Origin of the sequence: Rahnella sp. CFA14(1/10) (assembly GCF_004195095.1) — a bacterium.
Taxonomy (GTDB): domain Bacteria; phylum Pseudomonadota; class Gammaproteobacteria; order Enterobacterales; family Enterobacteriaceae; genus Rahnella; species Rahnella perminowiae.
This window is the reverse complement of record NZ_SEWS01000016.1, coordinates 14,942-30,652: the sequence shown is the minus strand read 5'-3', so window position 1 is coordinate 30,652 and position 15,711 is coordinate 14,942. Positions and strand designations below refer to the sequence as shown.

Below are 15,711 nucleotides of genomic sequence, written 5' to 3'. Positions count from 1 at the left end.
CGCGCTTCGCTCGCTGGCTATGTTCCAGTTACCACCGTGACAGGCTGGAAATCTTGCCGCTCTGCGGTTCCTTCTCTCGGTCTTCGAGCCATAGGTCTCGAAGCCGCTCCGTTCAGCAAGATTTCTGAATCGCCCGTGGGCTTTTTAAAAAAATATAGTGAGGTTGTGAAGTTGAAGCCTGAGGCCGGTTCCAAAATCGCGCCGGAGGAGAGGTGGAAAACCGCGCGTCTTTTTGCGCGGGTTGTAACCCGAACGGAGGGCACCGCGGAGCGGCGGGATTTTGCGGCTATCGCTATGGCTTATGAAACATAGCCAACGAGCAGAGCGCGCAGTGAAAGAGCCTGGGATTCTTAAGGGGTGCGGCGATAGGCGCCCCTTAAGGCCAGTTTGGGCGGCGAGCCCAAGGTTTTGAATTTGAATTTGAATTTGAATTTCGGGATTAAACACCGAAATGTTTAACCCAGTGATCCGCAATGTCCTGCCGTTTACACACCCATACCTTCTCATGTGACCCGATGTAATCGAGAAACCGCTGTAAAGCCCGAAACCGCCCCGGGCGGCCCAATATCCGGCAGTGCATCCCGACCGACATCATTTTCGGCGAGGTTTCGCCTTCTTCGTACAACACGTCAAACGTGTCTTTCAGATAAGTGTAAAACTGCTCACCCGTGTTGAACCCCTGCGGGGAGGCAAAACGCATGTCGTTGGTTTCCAGCGTGTAGGGGATCACCAGATGCTGTTTCGTTTCACCATTTTCCAGTTTGACCGGCGTCCAGAACGGCAGATCATCGCCGTAATAATCGCTGTCATACTGGAACCCACCCGACTCTACCACCAGCTGGCGCGTATTCGGGCTGTCGCGTCCGGTATACCAGCCGGACGGTGCTTTGCCGAACAAATCGCGCAGAACGGTAATCGCTTTTTGCATGTGCTCCGCCTCCCCGGCTTTGCTCATGTCCTGATAATGGATCCAGCGCCAGCCATGGCTGACGACGTCGTAATCCGCCGCCTTGATCGCGCTGACGATTTCCGGATTGCGTGCCAGTGCCATCGCCACGCCGAAAACGGTCAGCGGTAAGCCGCGTTTCTGAAACTCATTGTGGATGCGCCAGAAACCGGCACGCGAGCCGTATTCGTACAGCGAATCCATCGACATGTGGCGGTCAGGGAAACTGGCGGCACCGATGATGTCCGATAAAAATTGTTCGGAACCTGCATCACCATGCAAAACGTTGTTCTCGGCACCCTCTTCATAATTGAGAACAAACTGCACCGCAATGCGGGCGTTGCCCGGCCAGTTGGCATGCGGCGGGCGTCCGGCGTAACCGATTAAATCGCGCGGATAGGCATCCGTAAAACCGTACTCAAAATCAGACATAATTATCTCTCAGATTCAGCCCGGCAAAGCGGCCAGACAAGGGTTTTTCAAGGGGATAATCCAGATCACCATGTTTACCGGTCGTCAGACGCAGAGCAGCCAGTGACTCGACCATTTTGACCGCCGCGCTGACGCCGTCGATTACCGGCATATTCAGCTCGAGTGTCAGTTCCTGCGCCAGATCAGCCATTCCGCCACAACCGAGGACAATCGCTCCGCTGCCGTCAGATTTTTTCGCCGCGATACACTGCCTGCGGACTTTTTCCTGCGCCAGCCCGCTGCCGTCTTCCAGCGATAGCACCGGCAGATCGATAGCGTGTAAAGCCGCGCAATGGCGTTCGAATCCATATTGATGCAACAAATGCCGGGCGATTGTCAGCGTACGCGGCAAAGTGGTCACGATAGAAAATCGCGTCGCCAGCATCGTTGCCAGATGCATCGCCGCTTCGGCAATACCGATCACCGGTGCACGCGCCAGCTCGCGGGCGGCCAGTAATCCCGGGTCACCGAAACAGGCAATAATATGCCCGTCGACACCGGCATCGCGCCCCGCTTTTATCTGCTGTAATACGCCGAGCACGGCAATCGCTTCATCGAAATGCCCTTCAATTGACGGTGCACCTTCTTCAGGGCAAACGGCCAGAATGTTTGTTTCCGGCGCCGCAACCGAACGGGCTGTTTGTGCCATGATCCCGGTCATCGCCTGGCTGGTATTCGGGTTGATCAGTTGTATACAAAGTGATTTGACCATCAGCCTGATTCCTTGCCGGTAACGGGTTTGTGCGTGGCAAAAATCTGCGCAAAATCGGGTGTCTGCCCGCTGTGCTGCTCAAAGTGCAGGCTGGCCACGATGCTGTCGAAATGGTGTGCCATGCTCGCGGTCAGCCCGGCAACATCGCGTTTTTTCAGCAGTTCAATAAGGTCATCATGGTCATGACAACGGCAACCCTGCTGCCACGGTGCACCCCAGGCGGCAATTGCCAGCGAGGAACGCAGGGTCAGTTGCGAGACAGACTCAGTAAGTACTTTATTACCGGAAATGGCCTGAAGCTGAACGTGGAACGCGGCGGAAAGGCGGATCGCAGCGGCACCATTACGTTCATCGTGAGCACGCTTTTCTTCCTGCACCAGTTTTTTCAGCGCCACCAGATGTGGCGACTGGCAATGAGCAATGACCAGCGGCAGGTTGGCGCACTCCAGGATTTTACGGGTCGCGAACACATCGCGCGATTCTTCCGCATCCGGGGTGGTGACATGCGCACCACGCTTGGGCAATAACGTCACCAGTTGCACTGCGGCAAGGCGCTGCAGGACACGGCGGATCCCCGTGCGGCTGACTGAAAACACCTCTGCCAGCGCTTCTTCCGGCAATTTGCTGCCCGGTAAAAGCTGGTGTTCCACGATAGATTTCACCAGCGCGTTATAAATATGGTCGTCCTTATCCTCGGTAAAATAGGCCGTATTCAGCCCGTTCCAACTGGTCATTGCCGTTACTCCGTATACCGTTCGAGAGATTAATCGTATACATGAAAGTGATTTTTTGTATACAAAAAATGAAATTTGGCCTGATTCATGCAGTGCTCCTGTGACTGCTTTTTAACTTTGGACAGCCGGCAGCCGGCTTCCGACTTTCACATGTTGTTTATGACAGGAGCACGATTTATGCCAAATCAGGAAATCACCTCCGCCACGGCGCCATCTGAACAGAGCGCCGGGATCATCAAACCTTATTACAGCCCGAAGCTGTGTAACGATGATTTAGCACCGACGCGTGACCAAAACTGGAGCTGGTACAACATATTTTCTTTCTGGATGTCCGATGTACACAGTATGGGCGGCTATGTTGTAGCCGCGAGCTTCTTTACGCTCGGCCTGACCAGCTGGCAGGTTTTGCTGTGTTTGCTGTGCGGGATTTGTATCGTGCAGATTTGTGCCAATCTGGTGGCGAAACCAAGCCAGCAGGCCGGTGTACCTTACGCGGTGATTTGCCGTCAGGCATTTGGCGTGTTCGGGGCGAATATTCCGGCAGTGATCCGCGGGCTGATCGCTTTCGCCTGGTACGGCATTCAGACCTATCTGGCGGCTAACGCGTTAATGCTGGTATTGCTGAAGTTCTTCCCGTCGCTGACGCCAATGACCCTCCCGCACTGGCTGGGATTGTCGGCGCTGGGATGGGTATGTTTCGGCATCATGTGGGTATTGCAGGCGATGGTGTTCTGGCACGGGATGAGCGCAATTAAGCGTTTTATCGATGTGGCAGGCCCGGCGGTGTATGTCGTTATGCTGCTGCTGGCGGGTTGGATCCTGTATAAAACCGGCCTGAGCAATATCTCTTTCACGCTGTCGACTAAAACCCTGACCGCCGGCCAGCAAGGCTGGGAGATGCTGACCGCCACAGCGCTGGTGGTGTCTTACTTCTCCGGTCCGTTGCTGAACTTCGGCGACTTCTCACGTTACGGCAAAAGCATGGGCGAAATCCGCCGCGGTAACCGCTGGGGCCTGCCGTTTAACTTCCTGCTGTTCTCGATTGTGACCGTCGTGATCGTTTCAGGGACACAATCCCTGTTCGGGCAGATGATCACCGATCCTATCGAAACCGTCAGTCGTGTTGGCAACAGCGTTGCGGTGGCACTTGGCCTGCTGACGATGATTATCGCGACCATCGGTATCAATATCGTGGCGAACTTTGTTTCACCGGCATTCGACTTCTCTAACTGCTCACCGCAGAAAATCAGTTTCCGTACCGGCGGGATGATCGCTGCTGTCGGTTCTGTTCTGCTGACACCGTGGAACCTGTTTCAGTCGCCTGAAATCATTCACTACACGCTGGATGTACTGGGATCGTTCATCGGACCCTTGTTCGGGATTTTACTGGCCGATTATTACCTGATTAAGCGCGGGCATATGGATGTGGATGCGCTGTTTAATGCCACGCCTTCGGGTCGTTATTGGTATCGCAACGGATTCAACCCGAAAGCGATTGCCGCGCTGGTGCCCGCCGTGGTGATCGGTCTGATTATCAGCTTTACGCCAGGCCTGCATCAGGTCGCGAATTTTAGCTGGTTTATCGGTGCGTTTCTGGCCGGTGGCTTTTACCGTTATATCGCCCGTCATGACCGTGCAACCAGCGGCGAAATGCGCTTTATGAAGACTGAGGTGGAATAAATAAATCGGTACGACAGGGAAGAAAAAAGCCAGGATGGCTGAAACGACGAAGCCCTGAGTGATTTCTCACTCAGGGCTTCTGAATAGTGGCGGAACGGACGGGGCTCGAACCCGCGACCCCCTGCGTGACAGGCAGGTATTCTAACCAACTGAACTACCGCTCCGCGCTGTGTTCTGGTTAAGAACGGAGCGGATATTAAGGAATGGCTGCCTTTACGTCAATGCTTTTCCTGATATTTTCAATCAACCGCACAGTTTTTCCGCAGTCTGGTGCGTTTCAATCCGAAAGACCGGATAAGCGGCTTACGAACGCCATAAACAGTTACCGCCCTTTTTAACCACTAAATCTAAACGTTCTTCATGCCACGCCAGTTCCTGCTCTGTGGCAGCGATAACTTTCAATCCGGAGGCTGGCCGCGCCACGCGCTGGATCCCTAATCCGTCCGCGCCGGTATTTTGCTCGCCTTCGTGGCTGAATTTAATGCTGGTCTGGCCGCCGGTCATCATCAGATAAACTTCGGCAAGAATTTCGGAGTCAAGCAACGCGCCGTGCAGCGTACGCTTGCTGTTGTCGATCAGGTAGCGATCACTCAGCGCATCGAGATTGTTACGCTTACCGGGGAACAGCTTACGCGCCATCGCCAGGCTGTCGGTAATTTTACAGAACGTTTCGGTTTTCGGCAGGTCACGGCCGAGCATGTCGAACTCGTAATCCATAAAGCCGATATCAAACGTTGCGTTATGAATGACTAATTCGCCGCCGCGAATGTATTCAATAAAATCGTCAGCGATGTCGGCAAACGTCGGTTTATCGGCGAGGAATTCATCACTGATGCCATGAACGCCAAAAGCCTCCGGATCCACCAGACGATCGGGTTTGAGATAAACATGGAAATTACGCCCTGTCAGGCGACGGTTAATCACTTCAACAGCACCGATTTCGATAATCCGGTGCCCTTCATAGTGGACGCCGAGTTTATTCATACCGGTAGTTTCGGTATCGAGGACGACGATCCTGTTAGAGGTGTTTTGTAAATCCATGGCTCATTATCCAACGCTGACAGTCAGTTGCAGAAACGATCTGCCCGGCACGAAAATAAAATCTCGCGCCAGGCACTTTAGCTTACGCAGGGATTTGCTGTGTAATGCAGTGGATGTTACCACCGCCCAGCAAAATTTCACGGGCAGGAACGCCGGTGATTTTGTACTCAGGGTACATTTCAGCCAGTAAATTCCCGGCCTGCTGATCCGTTGTCGCATCCAGCAGCGGGAAGATGATGTGGTTATTGCTGATCAGGTAATTGACGTAAGACGCCGCAAGCCGGTTGCCTTCCACACGCTCAATGGCCGTGCCCGGCAACACGCCGACAGTTTCTTCCGCAGTAGCATGCATGACAGGAGGTGAGGGCATTTTCCAGATTTTCAGGCTGCGACCTTGAGCATCTTTCGCCGCTTCCAGCACTTTCAACGCCGCCGCAGAACGCGCGTATTGCGGATCTTGCTCGTCGTCAGTCCAGTGCAGCGCCACTTCGCCCGGACGAACAAAGCAGCACATGTTGTCGATGTGCCCGTCAGTTTCGTCATTGAACACGCCGTCTTCCAGCCAGATAAATTGCTTCACGCCGAGGTATTTCTGCAACTGCGCTTCTATTTCAGCTTTCGAAAGATGAGGATTACGGTTCGGATTGAGCAGGCATTCTGCGGTGGTCAACAAGGTGCCTTCGCCGTCAACATGAATGGACCCCCCTTCCAGCACCAGGTCTGTCGACACATAGGGAATGTGCTGATAGTTCGCCACCTGACGGGCAACCCGTTGATCGCGTTCCCAGCTCGAATACAGACCGCCGTTGAAGCCGCCCCAGGCATTGAATGTCCAGTCGATAGCCAGACGCTCGCCTTGCGGATTGACCACAATCGTCGGGCCGGTATCACGCATCCAGGCATCGTCGCTTTCCATTTCCACCAGGGTAATCTGCGCCGGCATCACTTCGCGTGCGTTGGCCATTTCTGCTGCCGGAACCGCCATAAATACTGGCGTTTGAGTCGCAATCGCTGCCGCCACATTGGCGAAAGCCAGCTGTGCCGGACGTCCGTTGGAGCGCCAGTTATCGGTGCGGTAAGGCCAGATCATCCAGACAGCCTGCTGCGCGGCCCATTCAGCGGGCATCACAAAACCTTCAGCCTGAGGATTGATATCAATAGAAGACATCAGTTATTTCCTTGTTGAACCGTCGGATGTCGCGATGGCGCCATACATTTCAGGACGGCGGTCGCGGAACAGACCCCACGATGCGCGTTGTGCAGCGATAGCATCCAGATCAAAGGTATGAACCAGCACAGCTTCGTCGGTTTTGTTGGCTTGTTCAACCAGCGCACCGGTTTGATCAGCAATGAAGGAAGAGCCGTAGAAGGTCATTTCATAATCAGGAATAAATTTGCTTTTTTCCGTGCCGATACGGTTAGAGGCAATCACCGGCACAAGGTTAGCCGCAGCGTGGCCCTGCTGAACACGGGTCCAGTGTGGCTGGCTGTCGATTTCCGGATACGCCGGTTCAGAACCAATCGCCGTCGGATAGAAGATGATTTCCGCACCCTGCAATGCCAGGCAACGTGCGGTTTCCGGGAACCATTGATCCCAGCAGATGCCTACGCCGATTTTCGCATAGCGGGTGTTCCACACTTTGAAACCGGTATCGCCCGGAATGAAAAATTGTTTTTCCTGATAGGCCGGTCCGTTAGGAATATGCGTTTTGCGATAGACATCCAGCACACTGCCGTCAGCATCAATCATGACCAGCGAGTTGTAATAAGCATTATTGCACTTCTCAAAGAAGCTCAGAGGAAGCACCACTTCCAGTTCTTTTGCCAGTGCGGAGAAATGACGAATGAGCGGGCTGTCAGTCAGTTCTTGCGCCAGACTGTAATGCTCAGGGCTCTGATCAATACAGAAGTAAGGCGCAGCAAAAAGTTCCTGAATCAGAATAACTTGCGCACCCTGGTTATGGGCCTGGCGAACCAGCTTTTCGGCGTTAACAATATTCTTTTCCAGATCCCAGCTGCAGCTCATTTGTGTTGCAGAAACCGTTACATTTCTCATCAGACATCCTTAAAGCATTGAAAAATTGGCAGTGAAAAAACCATGAAAGGCTCGACTCGCTCAGAGTTTTGAACTGGCACTCTGCATTTTCCTATTATATTGCAAATGACAGCGCTCTCCAGCCAAAAGAGTGGTGAATGCCTGTATAACCTGCACCAAAGGCACCTCTTCGTCTCTCTTTCAGACAGTTATACCCCAAGATAGTGCTGTGCCCGGTACGCCGGTTTATGTCAAACTTGGCGTTTACTTTTGATGACAGAGCCTGCCAGAAATGACCAAACAGGTAGAGATTTTCACCGATGGCTCCTGCCTGGGTAACCCGGGCCCCGGCGGTTTTGGTGCGATTTTACGCTACAAGCAACACGAAAAAGAGTTCAGTGCGGGTTTCCGTCTGACCACTAATAACCGTATGGAAATGATGGCGGCGATTGTGGCGCTTGAAGCGCTGACGTCGCCGTGTGAAGTGACATTGAGCACCGACAGCCAGTATGTACGCCAGGGGATCACGTCGTGGATCCACAACTGGAAAAAACGTGGCTGGAAAACCGCGGATAAGAAACCGGTAAAAAACGTCGATTTATGGAAGCGTCTCGATGCCGCGATCCAGACACATGAACTAAAATGGATGTGGGTGAAAGGTCACGCAGGACACCCTGAAAATGAACGCTGTGATGTACTGGCTAAAGAAGCAGCGGGAAATCCGACCCTGGATGATGTGGGCTATCAGGCGGAGAATTAAACGGCTGCGCGCTGGCTATTCTGCGATGAAAAAGGACGGTTGAAAACGGTGATAAAATGCATACCTACCGGGTATAAGCTGCGTTTTTTCGTCCGTTTTCGTCTTGTCTGACCTCAGCTTGTTCGTTAATTCCTGCCTCAGTCAGTCCCGGTGTTCTTTGCGGTAACTCTTCGTCGCGCCCACAGCCTGCGGGATTTTTTGCTTTTGCGCCGTGACTTTTTTCGCTGTCGGTGTCAGCGGGAAGGTCCGTTTGCGGGCAATAATCAGCGTCATGCAACCCAGTGCAGGAAGGTGCGTACTCAGTAATTTACCGCCATTCTTTTTCCACGGCAGAACATGAAAACGCCGGTGCACTATCACTTCATAATTAAGTAGCGAAAGCCAGTCAAGCAGACGCATTTGGGTAAACAGGCGACTGCTGTACGGCTGACGCTTACGAAAGAGCGGCATCAGTTTGCCTATCCCCAGCAGACTGAGCGGATTAAAGCTGCTGAGTACCATCCAGCCATCATCAATCAGTACGCGATCGACTTCACGCAGAATACGGTGCGGGTCGTCCGCGTAGGCCAGCGTATGGCTGAGCAGGCAGGCATCCACGGATTTTGCCGCGAAAGGCAAATAGTAGGGATCCCCCCGCACATGCAGCCCCTCGCCTTCGGGCGCGAAGTTCACCTGATGCGAGATTGGACAAGCCTGCGTATCGATTCCGGCACTTAATGCGCCGATTTTCAACAGGTGGAAACCGTAGAGTTTCCCCCACCAGGGTTGCAGTTGTTGCTCAAGCGCGGCACGGTAGTAGTCGCCGCACGGGATCTCATCCCAGCAAGCCGGAGCAACAATGGTCTTACGGGCGCGGGCTGGTCGCATAGTTTGTTATCTTCTTTCAAGCAGTTGCCAAAGAGAGGTTGCCATGAATCTTATCAGTATTCCTGCGTTGCAGGACAATTACATTTGGATGCTCGATGACCAGCAAGGACATTGCGTGATTGTTGATCCCGGAGAAGCTGCCCCTGTTTTAACCGCACTGAAAAAGGCGAATTTAACCCCGACAGCTATCCTTCTGACACATCACCATCACGACCATGTGGGAGGCGTTGATGAGATTTCGAGCCATTTTCCGGGTCTGAAAGTGTACGGACCTCACGAAACTGAGAATAAATTTCGTCAGATTAGTCTTAAAAACGGTGATAAATGTGTTATTGGCGGTGTGGAATGGCAGATCTTTGCTACGCCAGGTCATACGCTTGGTCATATTTCATACTATAGCGCGCCTTATCTTTTTTGTGGAGACACGATGTTTTCCGCCGGATGTGGCCGTTTGTTCGAAGGGACGCCAGAGCAAATGTACCAGTCGTTTCAACGGCTAGCGGCGTTGCCCGATGAAACATTAATCTGCGCTGCGCACGAGTACACTCTCTCAAATCTTAAGTTTGCGCGTGCTATTTTACCTGAGGATGATGATATCCATTCTCATGAGCACAAAGTGCAACAAATGCGTGAAAAGGGACAATCTTCCCTGCCTTCAACCCTCGGTCTTGAGCGTAAAATTAATCTCTTTTTACGATGTGATGACGTTGATTTACAAAACAAATTAAACCTTAACGATCCCTTAAAACCTGACTGGCAGGTTTTTGCCCGATTAAGGGCACTCAAAGATAGCTTTTAGCCCCAAAGGTTGTGTTTTTTTCCGAAGCAAAGTATTATCGCTCGTCTTTTAAGCAACTATGACACACACATGAAGGCAAACGCGATCTTAATAATCGCCTCCATGTTGCTCACAGGTTGCCAGGCGTCCAGGCAGGGCGTGAAGGTACCGGAACAACATGCACAGAGTTTGTCTTCAGCAAGTCAAAGTGAAGCAGGACAGTACACAGATGATGGCCGTGCGGCCTCGGGGGGATGGCTGGATGGAAACGACGCCGTCTCCCAACAAAATTTGTGGAACTTCATAGGCGACGAGCTGAAGATGAAGGTTCCGGATAATCCCCGGATCCGCGAACAAAGAGTTAAATATTTAAAAAATAAGAGCTATCTCCACGATGTAACATTACGGGCAGAGCCGTACATGTACTGGATCACCGAGCAGATTAAGAAACGTAATATGCCGATGGAACTGGTACTGCTACCCATAGTGGAGAGCGCTTTTGACCCCAAAGCAACCTCATCAGCTAACGCTGCAGGGTTGTGGCAGATTGTGCCGCAAACGGGTCGAAACTATGGTTTGAAACAAAACCAGTGGTATGACGGACGCCGCGATGTTGTGGCTTCGACGACTGCTGCGCTTGATATGATGCAACGTCTGAACAAGATGTTTGGTGGCGACTGGTTATTGACCGTTGCTGCGTACAACAGCGGTGAAGGCCGTGTCATGCAAGCGGTGAAAGCGAACAAAGCCAAGGGACGTTCAACGGATTTCTGGGCGCTGGCGCTGCCACGTGAAACATCGATTTATGTGCCGAAAATGTTAGCCCTTAGCGATATTCTCAAGCACAGCAAGAAATACGGTATCAGCTTGCCGAAACCGAGTGAAGACCGTGCCCTGGCGCGTGTTGAAGTCGGACAACAGATGCAACTGACACAGGCGGCCGAGATGGCGGGCATGTCCCTGACCAAGCTCAAGTCGTTTAACACCGGCTATAAGAAAAATGTGACCGCGCCGAATGGCCCGCATTACATTGTTCTGCCGAAGGCGCATGCCGACCAGTTAAAAGACTCACTGGCTGATGGGGATATCGCCGCAGTCCAGGAAACCAAACTGGCCAGCAACACTCCGTCAGGTGCAAAACAGTATAAGGTTCGCTCCGGCGACAGCTTATCTGGCATTGCAGCCCGGCTGAATGTGAAGACCCGTGATTTACAGCGTTGGAACAATTTGCGCTCAGCAGGCGCGTTAAAAGTTGGGCAAACACTGCAAGTGGCGGATAACAGCGTCAGCGATACCAGTGTCAATGGCGGCAGTATCACTTATCAGGTACGTAAAGGTGATTCTTTGTCGAGCATTGCCAGGCGTCACGGCGTCAACATCAAGGATGTGATGCGCTGGAATACGAATGCCGACAACCTGCAACCGGGCAACAAGTTAACGTTGTTCCTGAGCAACAAAATGAGCCCTGATACCTGATCGTGAAAGGTCGCGGCAATAAAAAAGCACCCTGAATATGCCGGGTGCTTTTTTTTGTCTGCATTTTTTAACCTGCGAAATAAGCGTTACTGTACCAGAGGCTGGCCTGCCAGGAATTCAACCCGCAGCGGATTATGGTCCGAGGCGCGCGTTTCCATCACAGACGCGCTGGTGACGCTGAGGTCACGGTAGAAGATAAAGTCCAGCGGCCTGCCGAACGCCCGCTTGCGGTAATCAGCAGGAAAACGGACCTCCTCCAGATGGATATTTCCCGCAAAGCCAAACAGGGCATTGATACGCTGTTTGCTCCACGCATTGAAATCCCCGGCCATGATCACCGGCCCTTTGTGGTTCGCAATCTGCTCGCCAATCGGATCCAGCTGTTTGCTGTAGACGTCGATTCCGATACTGAAATTCACCGCATGAATATTCACTACCATCAGTAAACGGCCATCGATGAGCGGATACACCGTCACTAAAGCCGATTTAGACAGCCTGAGAAGCGGCTCACGCTCACGCAGCGGACAACAGTAAACCGGATGCGCTGCAGAGAGTGTCATCACGCCAGAGGGGTGCTGAGGCAGCATAAATGCCGGTACCTGATCGGCGGCCAGATAATTGGAAGTCGCAAAACGAATCAGCTCAGGGGTAGTTTGGGCTTCCTGAAGCAAAACCAGTTGCGCATCTTTGCCGTAATCACGCAGAACTGACAACCAGTCAGCACGCTGTTGTTTAAAGATATTCCACACCATCACGCGCAAAATATTCGAATTGGGCAGCGCAGCACCCGGTGGCAAATCTGGCCCCAAATGAGCGAGGACTCCTGGAAAGATTTGCTCTGCGGGCTGACCTGCGACATACCTCATTGCATATGTTTTTTTCCGCACGCTAATCGCCTGTTTACCCGTTATATCGTTGCTTTATGAGAGAGATTCCCACGCGAAAGTTCAGTATACGCCCGCAGACGCTCAGACCAAATCTGTTTACATTGGTATACATCCTGGTCACATCTACAGGCTAGCATAACTCATAAAAACGGCCCGCCAGAGGCGAGCCGTGCAGACAAAGAATGTAAGAAAAATCAGGCCAGCGAAGTCGTAGGTTTGCGGTCCAGACGCCCGCTCAGGCGGGTAAACAGCAATGCACCCGCCACGATGATTGCACCGATCCACGGCGTTTGCGCCAGGCCAAGGGTAGAAACCACCTGCCCGCCAATCACTGACCCCAGGGCGATACCGACGTTAAAGGCCGCAATATTCAGTCCGGAAGCCACATCGACGGCATTTGGCGTCACCTCTTCGGCCTTCTGCACCACGTAAACCTGCAATCCCGGTACGTTGCCGAAGGCGAAAACCCCCATCACCAGCAGCGTGATCAGCGCCGGAATACCGAAACCTGAAGTGAACTGGAAAATCAGCAACAGCACGGTGAGGGCGGCAAAAATAATCGTCAGCGCTTTAACGGCACCATGACGGTCAGCCAGTTTGCCGCCCCAGATATTGCCGATGGCCACTGACACACCATACGCCAGCAGGATCCAACTCACCATGCTGGCTGAGAACCCAGCCTGTTCCTGCATCATCGGTGCAAGGAATGTAAAGGTGGTGAATACACCGCCGTACCCCAGCGCGGTAATCGTGTAAATTAGCAACAGACGCGGATTCATCAACACTTTTACCTGATCAGCAATACGCGCCGCCGGTTTGTTTTTGATGTTATTCGGTACCAGGATCGCGCTGGCGATAATGGCGATAACCCCAATCAGCGACACCGCGAGGAAGGTTTCGCGCCAGCCAAAATGCTGGCCGATGAATGTCCCCAGTGGCACACCGGTCACCAGCGCAACAGTAAGACCGCCAAACATCAGCGCAATCGCAGAAGCGGCTTTTTCTTTTGCCACCAGACTGGTGGCAATGGTCGAGCCAATTGAGAAGAAAACGCCATGCGCCAGGCCGGTCAGCAGGCGGGCTATCACCAGCGTGCTGTAATTCGGTGACTGCCACGCCAGCAGGTTGCCCAGCGTAAACAGCACCATCAGGCCTATCAGTAACGCTTTACGCGGCACGCGGGCAGTCAGCGCGGTCAGAACCGGTGCGCCAGTCGCCACGCCGAGAGCATAAATGGACACCAGCAAACCGGCGGACGGGACAGAAACGCCCAGTTGTTGCGCGATAGTCGGCACCAGCCCGACAATAACAAACTCTGTTGTTCCTATAGCAAATGCACTGATGGTCAGTGCTAATAATGCAAGCGGCATAACCTTTACTCCACATGAATGTCGATTTGATGGCGGCTATTATCGGCTTGTGCTTAAATGACATAAATAACCAAAGTATCAATTTATTTATGCCGGAGTAACAACAATGCGAGCCAGTTCTGAAGAGCTGATTACGTTTGTGACCGTGGTAGAAAGTGGCAGTTTCAGCCGTGCCGCAGAACAACTGGGGCAGGATAATTCCGTGGTCAGCCGGACGCTGAAACGGCTGGAGCAAAAACTGGGCATTACCCTGCTCAACCGCACCACACGTCAGATCAGCCTGACACATGAAGGCGAGCGCTATTTTGTCCGGGTACAAAAAATCCTGCATGAAATGGCGGCGGCTGAAGATGATTTACTGGAGAACCGCGACGATCCTCAGGGGCTGTTGCGCATCGATGCCGCAACACCGGTCATTTTACATGTCATTTCGCCGCTGGTGGCGGAATTTACCGAACGTTTCCCGAAGATGTCACTGGCACTGTTCTCGTCGGAGAGCAATATCAATCTGATCGATCATAAAGTGGATGTGGCGATCCGCGTCGGTGAGCTTGAAGATTCCAGCCTGCGGGCCCGCAAACTGATGCTGAGTTATCGCAGCGTGCTGGCTTCGCCGGCATATCTGAAAAAATGGGGAACACCGCAAAGCGCCGATGATTTGCTGGATCACCGTTGCCTGGGCTTTAACGAAGTGATGGCGCTGAATAAATGGCCGCTGCTGTGCGCCGATGGTCAGCAACTGACGGTCACCCCCTTTATCAGTTCAGGAAGCGGGGAAACGCTGCGCAGGCTGTGTTTGCAAGGTAATGGCATTGCCTGTCTGTCGGATTTTATGACCGATGAAGATGTGGCGCGAGGTGACCTGGTGAAACTGCTGGTGCCGGACATTATGCGCATCGCCATGCCGCTGCATGCGGTGTATTACAGCGATCAAACCGTCAGCACGCGGATCCGGTGCTTTATTGATTTTCTCAGTGAAAAGCTGGGAACCCGCGGGGTTTAAACATTGGCTCCCTCCCCGGTGAAGGAAAAGGAGCAAAGACATCAATCCCACGCAGGCGCCAGACCCTCAGGGCTGACCAGTCGGCCATTGCGTTCAAGCGCCGCAATTTGCTGCATATCGGCCTCTGTCAGCGTCAGTTGTTGTGCCAGCAGGTTGCTTTGCAGGTTTTCGCGTCGGGTCGACGAGGGGATCACCGCGTAACCCAGTTGCAATGCCCAGGCCAGAACGATCTGAGCAGGCGTTGCGTGATGTCGGGCGGCAATCTCGATAATCGTCGTATCTTTTAACGCATCGCCATAAGCCAGCGTCATATAAGATGTCACGGCGATACCGTTCCGGCGGGCGTAATCTGCCACGGTCTGGTTTTGCAGAAACGGCGACAGTTCGATCTGGTTGGTCGCAATCTGATCCGCGCCCACCGCGTCGATCGCTTCCTGCATCAGCGCCACGGTAAAGTTGGAAATACCGATCTCACGTGTCAGTCCCCTCTTTTTCGCCTCAACCAGCGCGTGCATCGTTTCTGCTACGCTGACGGCCTGATTCGGGGACGGCCAGTGGATCAGGGTCAGGTCAACATAATCCGTTTTCAGTTTGCGCAGGCTTTCTTGCAGACTGTCGATGAGTTTGTCAGCAGCGAGATTTTCAATCCAGATTTTGGTGGTGATATAGAGCGCTTCACGCGCAACGCCACTTTCAGCCAGTGCCTCACCCACCGCAGCTTCGTTGTCATAAATCTGCGCGGTATCAATGGCGCGATAACCCAGTTCAACGGCGGTGGCAACAGACGCTTTTACCACTTCATCTTTCAGGCGGAATGTCCCCAAACCGAAGGCAGGAATACTCATCATGTTCTCTCTTTAAATTTTTCTGGAGGATAAATCGTGGAGAGAGTATGGACTGCGCATTCATGGATAAAAACGACCGTATCGCCAGAAGACTTTTGACCAGAGT

General features: G+C 52.9%; 15 protein-coding genes and 1 tRNA gene. 5 read left to right on the top strand and 11 right to left on the bottom strand.

The features are described from left to right. Positions 1 to 439: 439 nt before the first annotated feature. Genes puuE through EVX52_RS23825 form a run of 3 tightly spaced genes read right to left on the bottom strand, consistent with a single transcriptional unit; the run spans position 440 to position 2,863 of the window. Positions 440 to 1,378 (bottom strand): allantoinase PuuE, encoded by a 939-nt coding sequence (gene puuE / locus EVX52_RS23835; RefSeq protein WP_129955034.1) that lies wholly within the window; start codon positions 1,376 to 1,378, stop codon positions 440 to 442. Next, positions 1,371 to 2,129, bottom strand: coding sequence for an aspartate/glutamate racemase family protein (locus EVX52_RS23830; protein ID WP_129955033.1), 759 nt, complete (start codon positions 2,127 to 2,129; stop codon positions 1,371 to 1,373). Before EVX52_RS23830 ends, puuE begins: the two co-directional genes overlap by 8 nt. Then, positions 2,129 to 2,863 carry a GntR family transcriptional regulator gene (locus tag EVX52_RS23825; protein ID WP_129955032.1) on the bottom strand — a complete coding sequence of 245 codons (735 nt, stop codon included), beginning with the start codon at positions 2,861 to 2,863 and terminating at the stop codon, positions 2,129 to 2,131. The genes EVX52_RS23830 and EVX52_RS23825 overlap by 1 nt, the downstream gene beginning before the upstream one ends. Positions 2,864 to 3,040: 177 nt before the next feature. Here EVX52_RS23825 and EVX52_RS23820 point away from each other — a divergent pair, with 177 nt between their 5' ends. Further along, on the top strand, positions 3,041 to 4,543 hold the full coding sequence (locus tag EVX52_RS23820; protein ID WP_129955031.1) for an NCS1 family nucleobase:cation symporter-1: 1,503 nt from the start codon (positions 3,041 to 3,043) through the stop codon (positions 4,541 to 4,543). Positions 4,544 to 4,630: 87 nt separating this feature from the next. Here EVX52_RS23820 and EVX52_RS23815 read toward each other — a convergent pair. From EVX52_RS23815 to aguB, 4 genes are all read right to left on the bottom strand, one after another. Then, positions 4,631 to 4,707, bottom strand: a tRNA-Asp gene (locus EVX52_RS23815). Between the two features lie 139 nt (positions 4,708 to 4,846). Continuing rightward, the gene (dnaQ, locus tag EVX52_RS23810) at positions 4,847 to 5,584 is read right to left on the bottom strand and encodes a DNA polymerase III subunit epsilon (protein WP_129955030.1); all 738 of its coding nucleotides are present in this window, start codon (positions 5,582 to 5,584) and stop codon (positions 4,847 to 4,849) included. 82 nt (positions 5,585 to 5,666) lie between these two features. After that, positions 5,667 to 6,752 (bottom strand): agmatine deiminase, encoded by a 1,086-nt coding sequence (gene aguA, locus EVX52_RS23805; RefSeq protein WP_129955029.1) that lies wholly within the window; start codon positions 6,750 to 6,752, stop codon positions 5,667 to 5,669. A gap of 3 nt (positions 6,753 to 6,755) precedes the next feature. Further along, the gene (gene aguB / locus EVX52_RS23800) at positions 6,756 to 7,640 is read right to left on the bottom strand and encodes an N-carbamoylputrescine amidase (protein WP_129955028.1); all 885 of its coding nucleotides are present in this window, start codon (positions 7,638 to 7,640) and stop codon (positions 6,756 to 6,758) included. Between the two features lie 271 nt (positions 7,641 to 7,911). Here aguB and rnhA point away from each other — a divergent pair, with 271 nt between their 5' ends. Continuing rightward, a complete protein-coding gene (gene rnhA, locus EVX52_RS23795) occupies positions 7,912 to 8,379 on the top strand; it encodes a ribonuclease HI (RefSeq protein ID WP_129955027.1) in 468 nt (155 codons plus the stop codon). Positions 8,380 to 8,520: 141 nt separating this feature from the next. Here the strand turns inward: rnhA and EVX52_RS23790 are convergent, their stop codons facing one another. Then, complete coding sequence (locus EVX52_RS23790; RefSeq protein ID WP_129955026.1) at positions 8,521 to 9,246, bottom strand: class I SAM-dependent methyltransferase; 726 nt, start codon at positions 9,244 to 9,246, stop codon at positions 8,521 to 8,523. A 43-nt stretch (positions 9,247 to 9,289) separates the two neighbouring features. On the opposite strand from EVX52_RS23790, the gene gloB reads away from it, so the two are divergent. Both gloB and mltD read left to right on the top strand, forming a co-directional pair. After that, entirely contained in the window at positions 9,290 to 10,045 is a 756-nt protein-coding gene (gene gloB, locus EVX52_RS23785; protein ID WP_129955025.1) for a hydroxyacylglutathione hydrolase, read from the top strand. A 69-nt stretch (positions 10,046 to 10,114) separates the two neighbouring features. After that, positions 10,115 to 11,500, top strand: coding sequence for a murein transglycosylase D (gene mltD, locus EVX52_RS23780; protein ID WP_129955024.1), 1,386 nt, complete (start codon positions 10,115 to 10,117; stop codon positions 11,498 to 11,500). 86 nt (positions 11,501 to 11,586) lie between these two features. Here the strand turns inward: mltD and EVX52_RS23775 are convergent, their stop codons facing one another. Further along, a complete protein-coding gene (locus tag EVX52_RS23775) occupies positions 11,587 to 12,387 on the bottom strand; it encodes an endonuclease/exonuclease/phosphatase family protein (protein ID WP_129955023.1) in 801 nt (266 codons plus the stop codon). A 194-nt stretch (positions 12,388 to 12,581) separates the two neighbouring features. Further along, complete coding sequence (locus EVX52_RS23770; RefSeq protein WP_129955022.1) at positions 12,582 to 13,757, bottom strand: MFS transporter; 1,176 nt, start codon at positions 13,755 to 13,757, stop codon at positions 12,582 to 12,584. A 106-nt stretch (positions 13,758 to 13,863) separates the two neighbouring features. On the opposite strand from EVX52_RS23770, the gene yafC reads away from it, so the two are divergent. After that, complete coding sequence (gene yafC, locus EVX52_RS23765; protein WP_129992256.1) at positions 13,864 to 14,760, top strand: DNA-binding transcriptional regulator YafC; 897 nt, start codon at positions 13,864 to 13,866, stop codon at positions 14,758 to 14,760. A gap of 41 nt (positions 14,761 to 14,801) precedes the next feature. Here yafC and dkgB read toward each other — a convergent pair whose 3' ends face one another. Further along, positions 14,802 to 15,605: a 2,5-didehydrogluconate reductase DkgB gene (gene dkgB / locus EVX52_RS23760; protein WP_129955142.1), complete on the bottom strand. Its 804-nt coding sequence runs from the start codon at positions 15,603 to 15,605 to the stop codon at positions 14,802 to 14,804. Between the last annotated feature and the right edge of the window lie 106 nt (positions 15,606 to 15,711).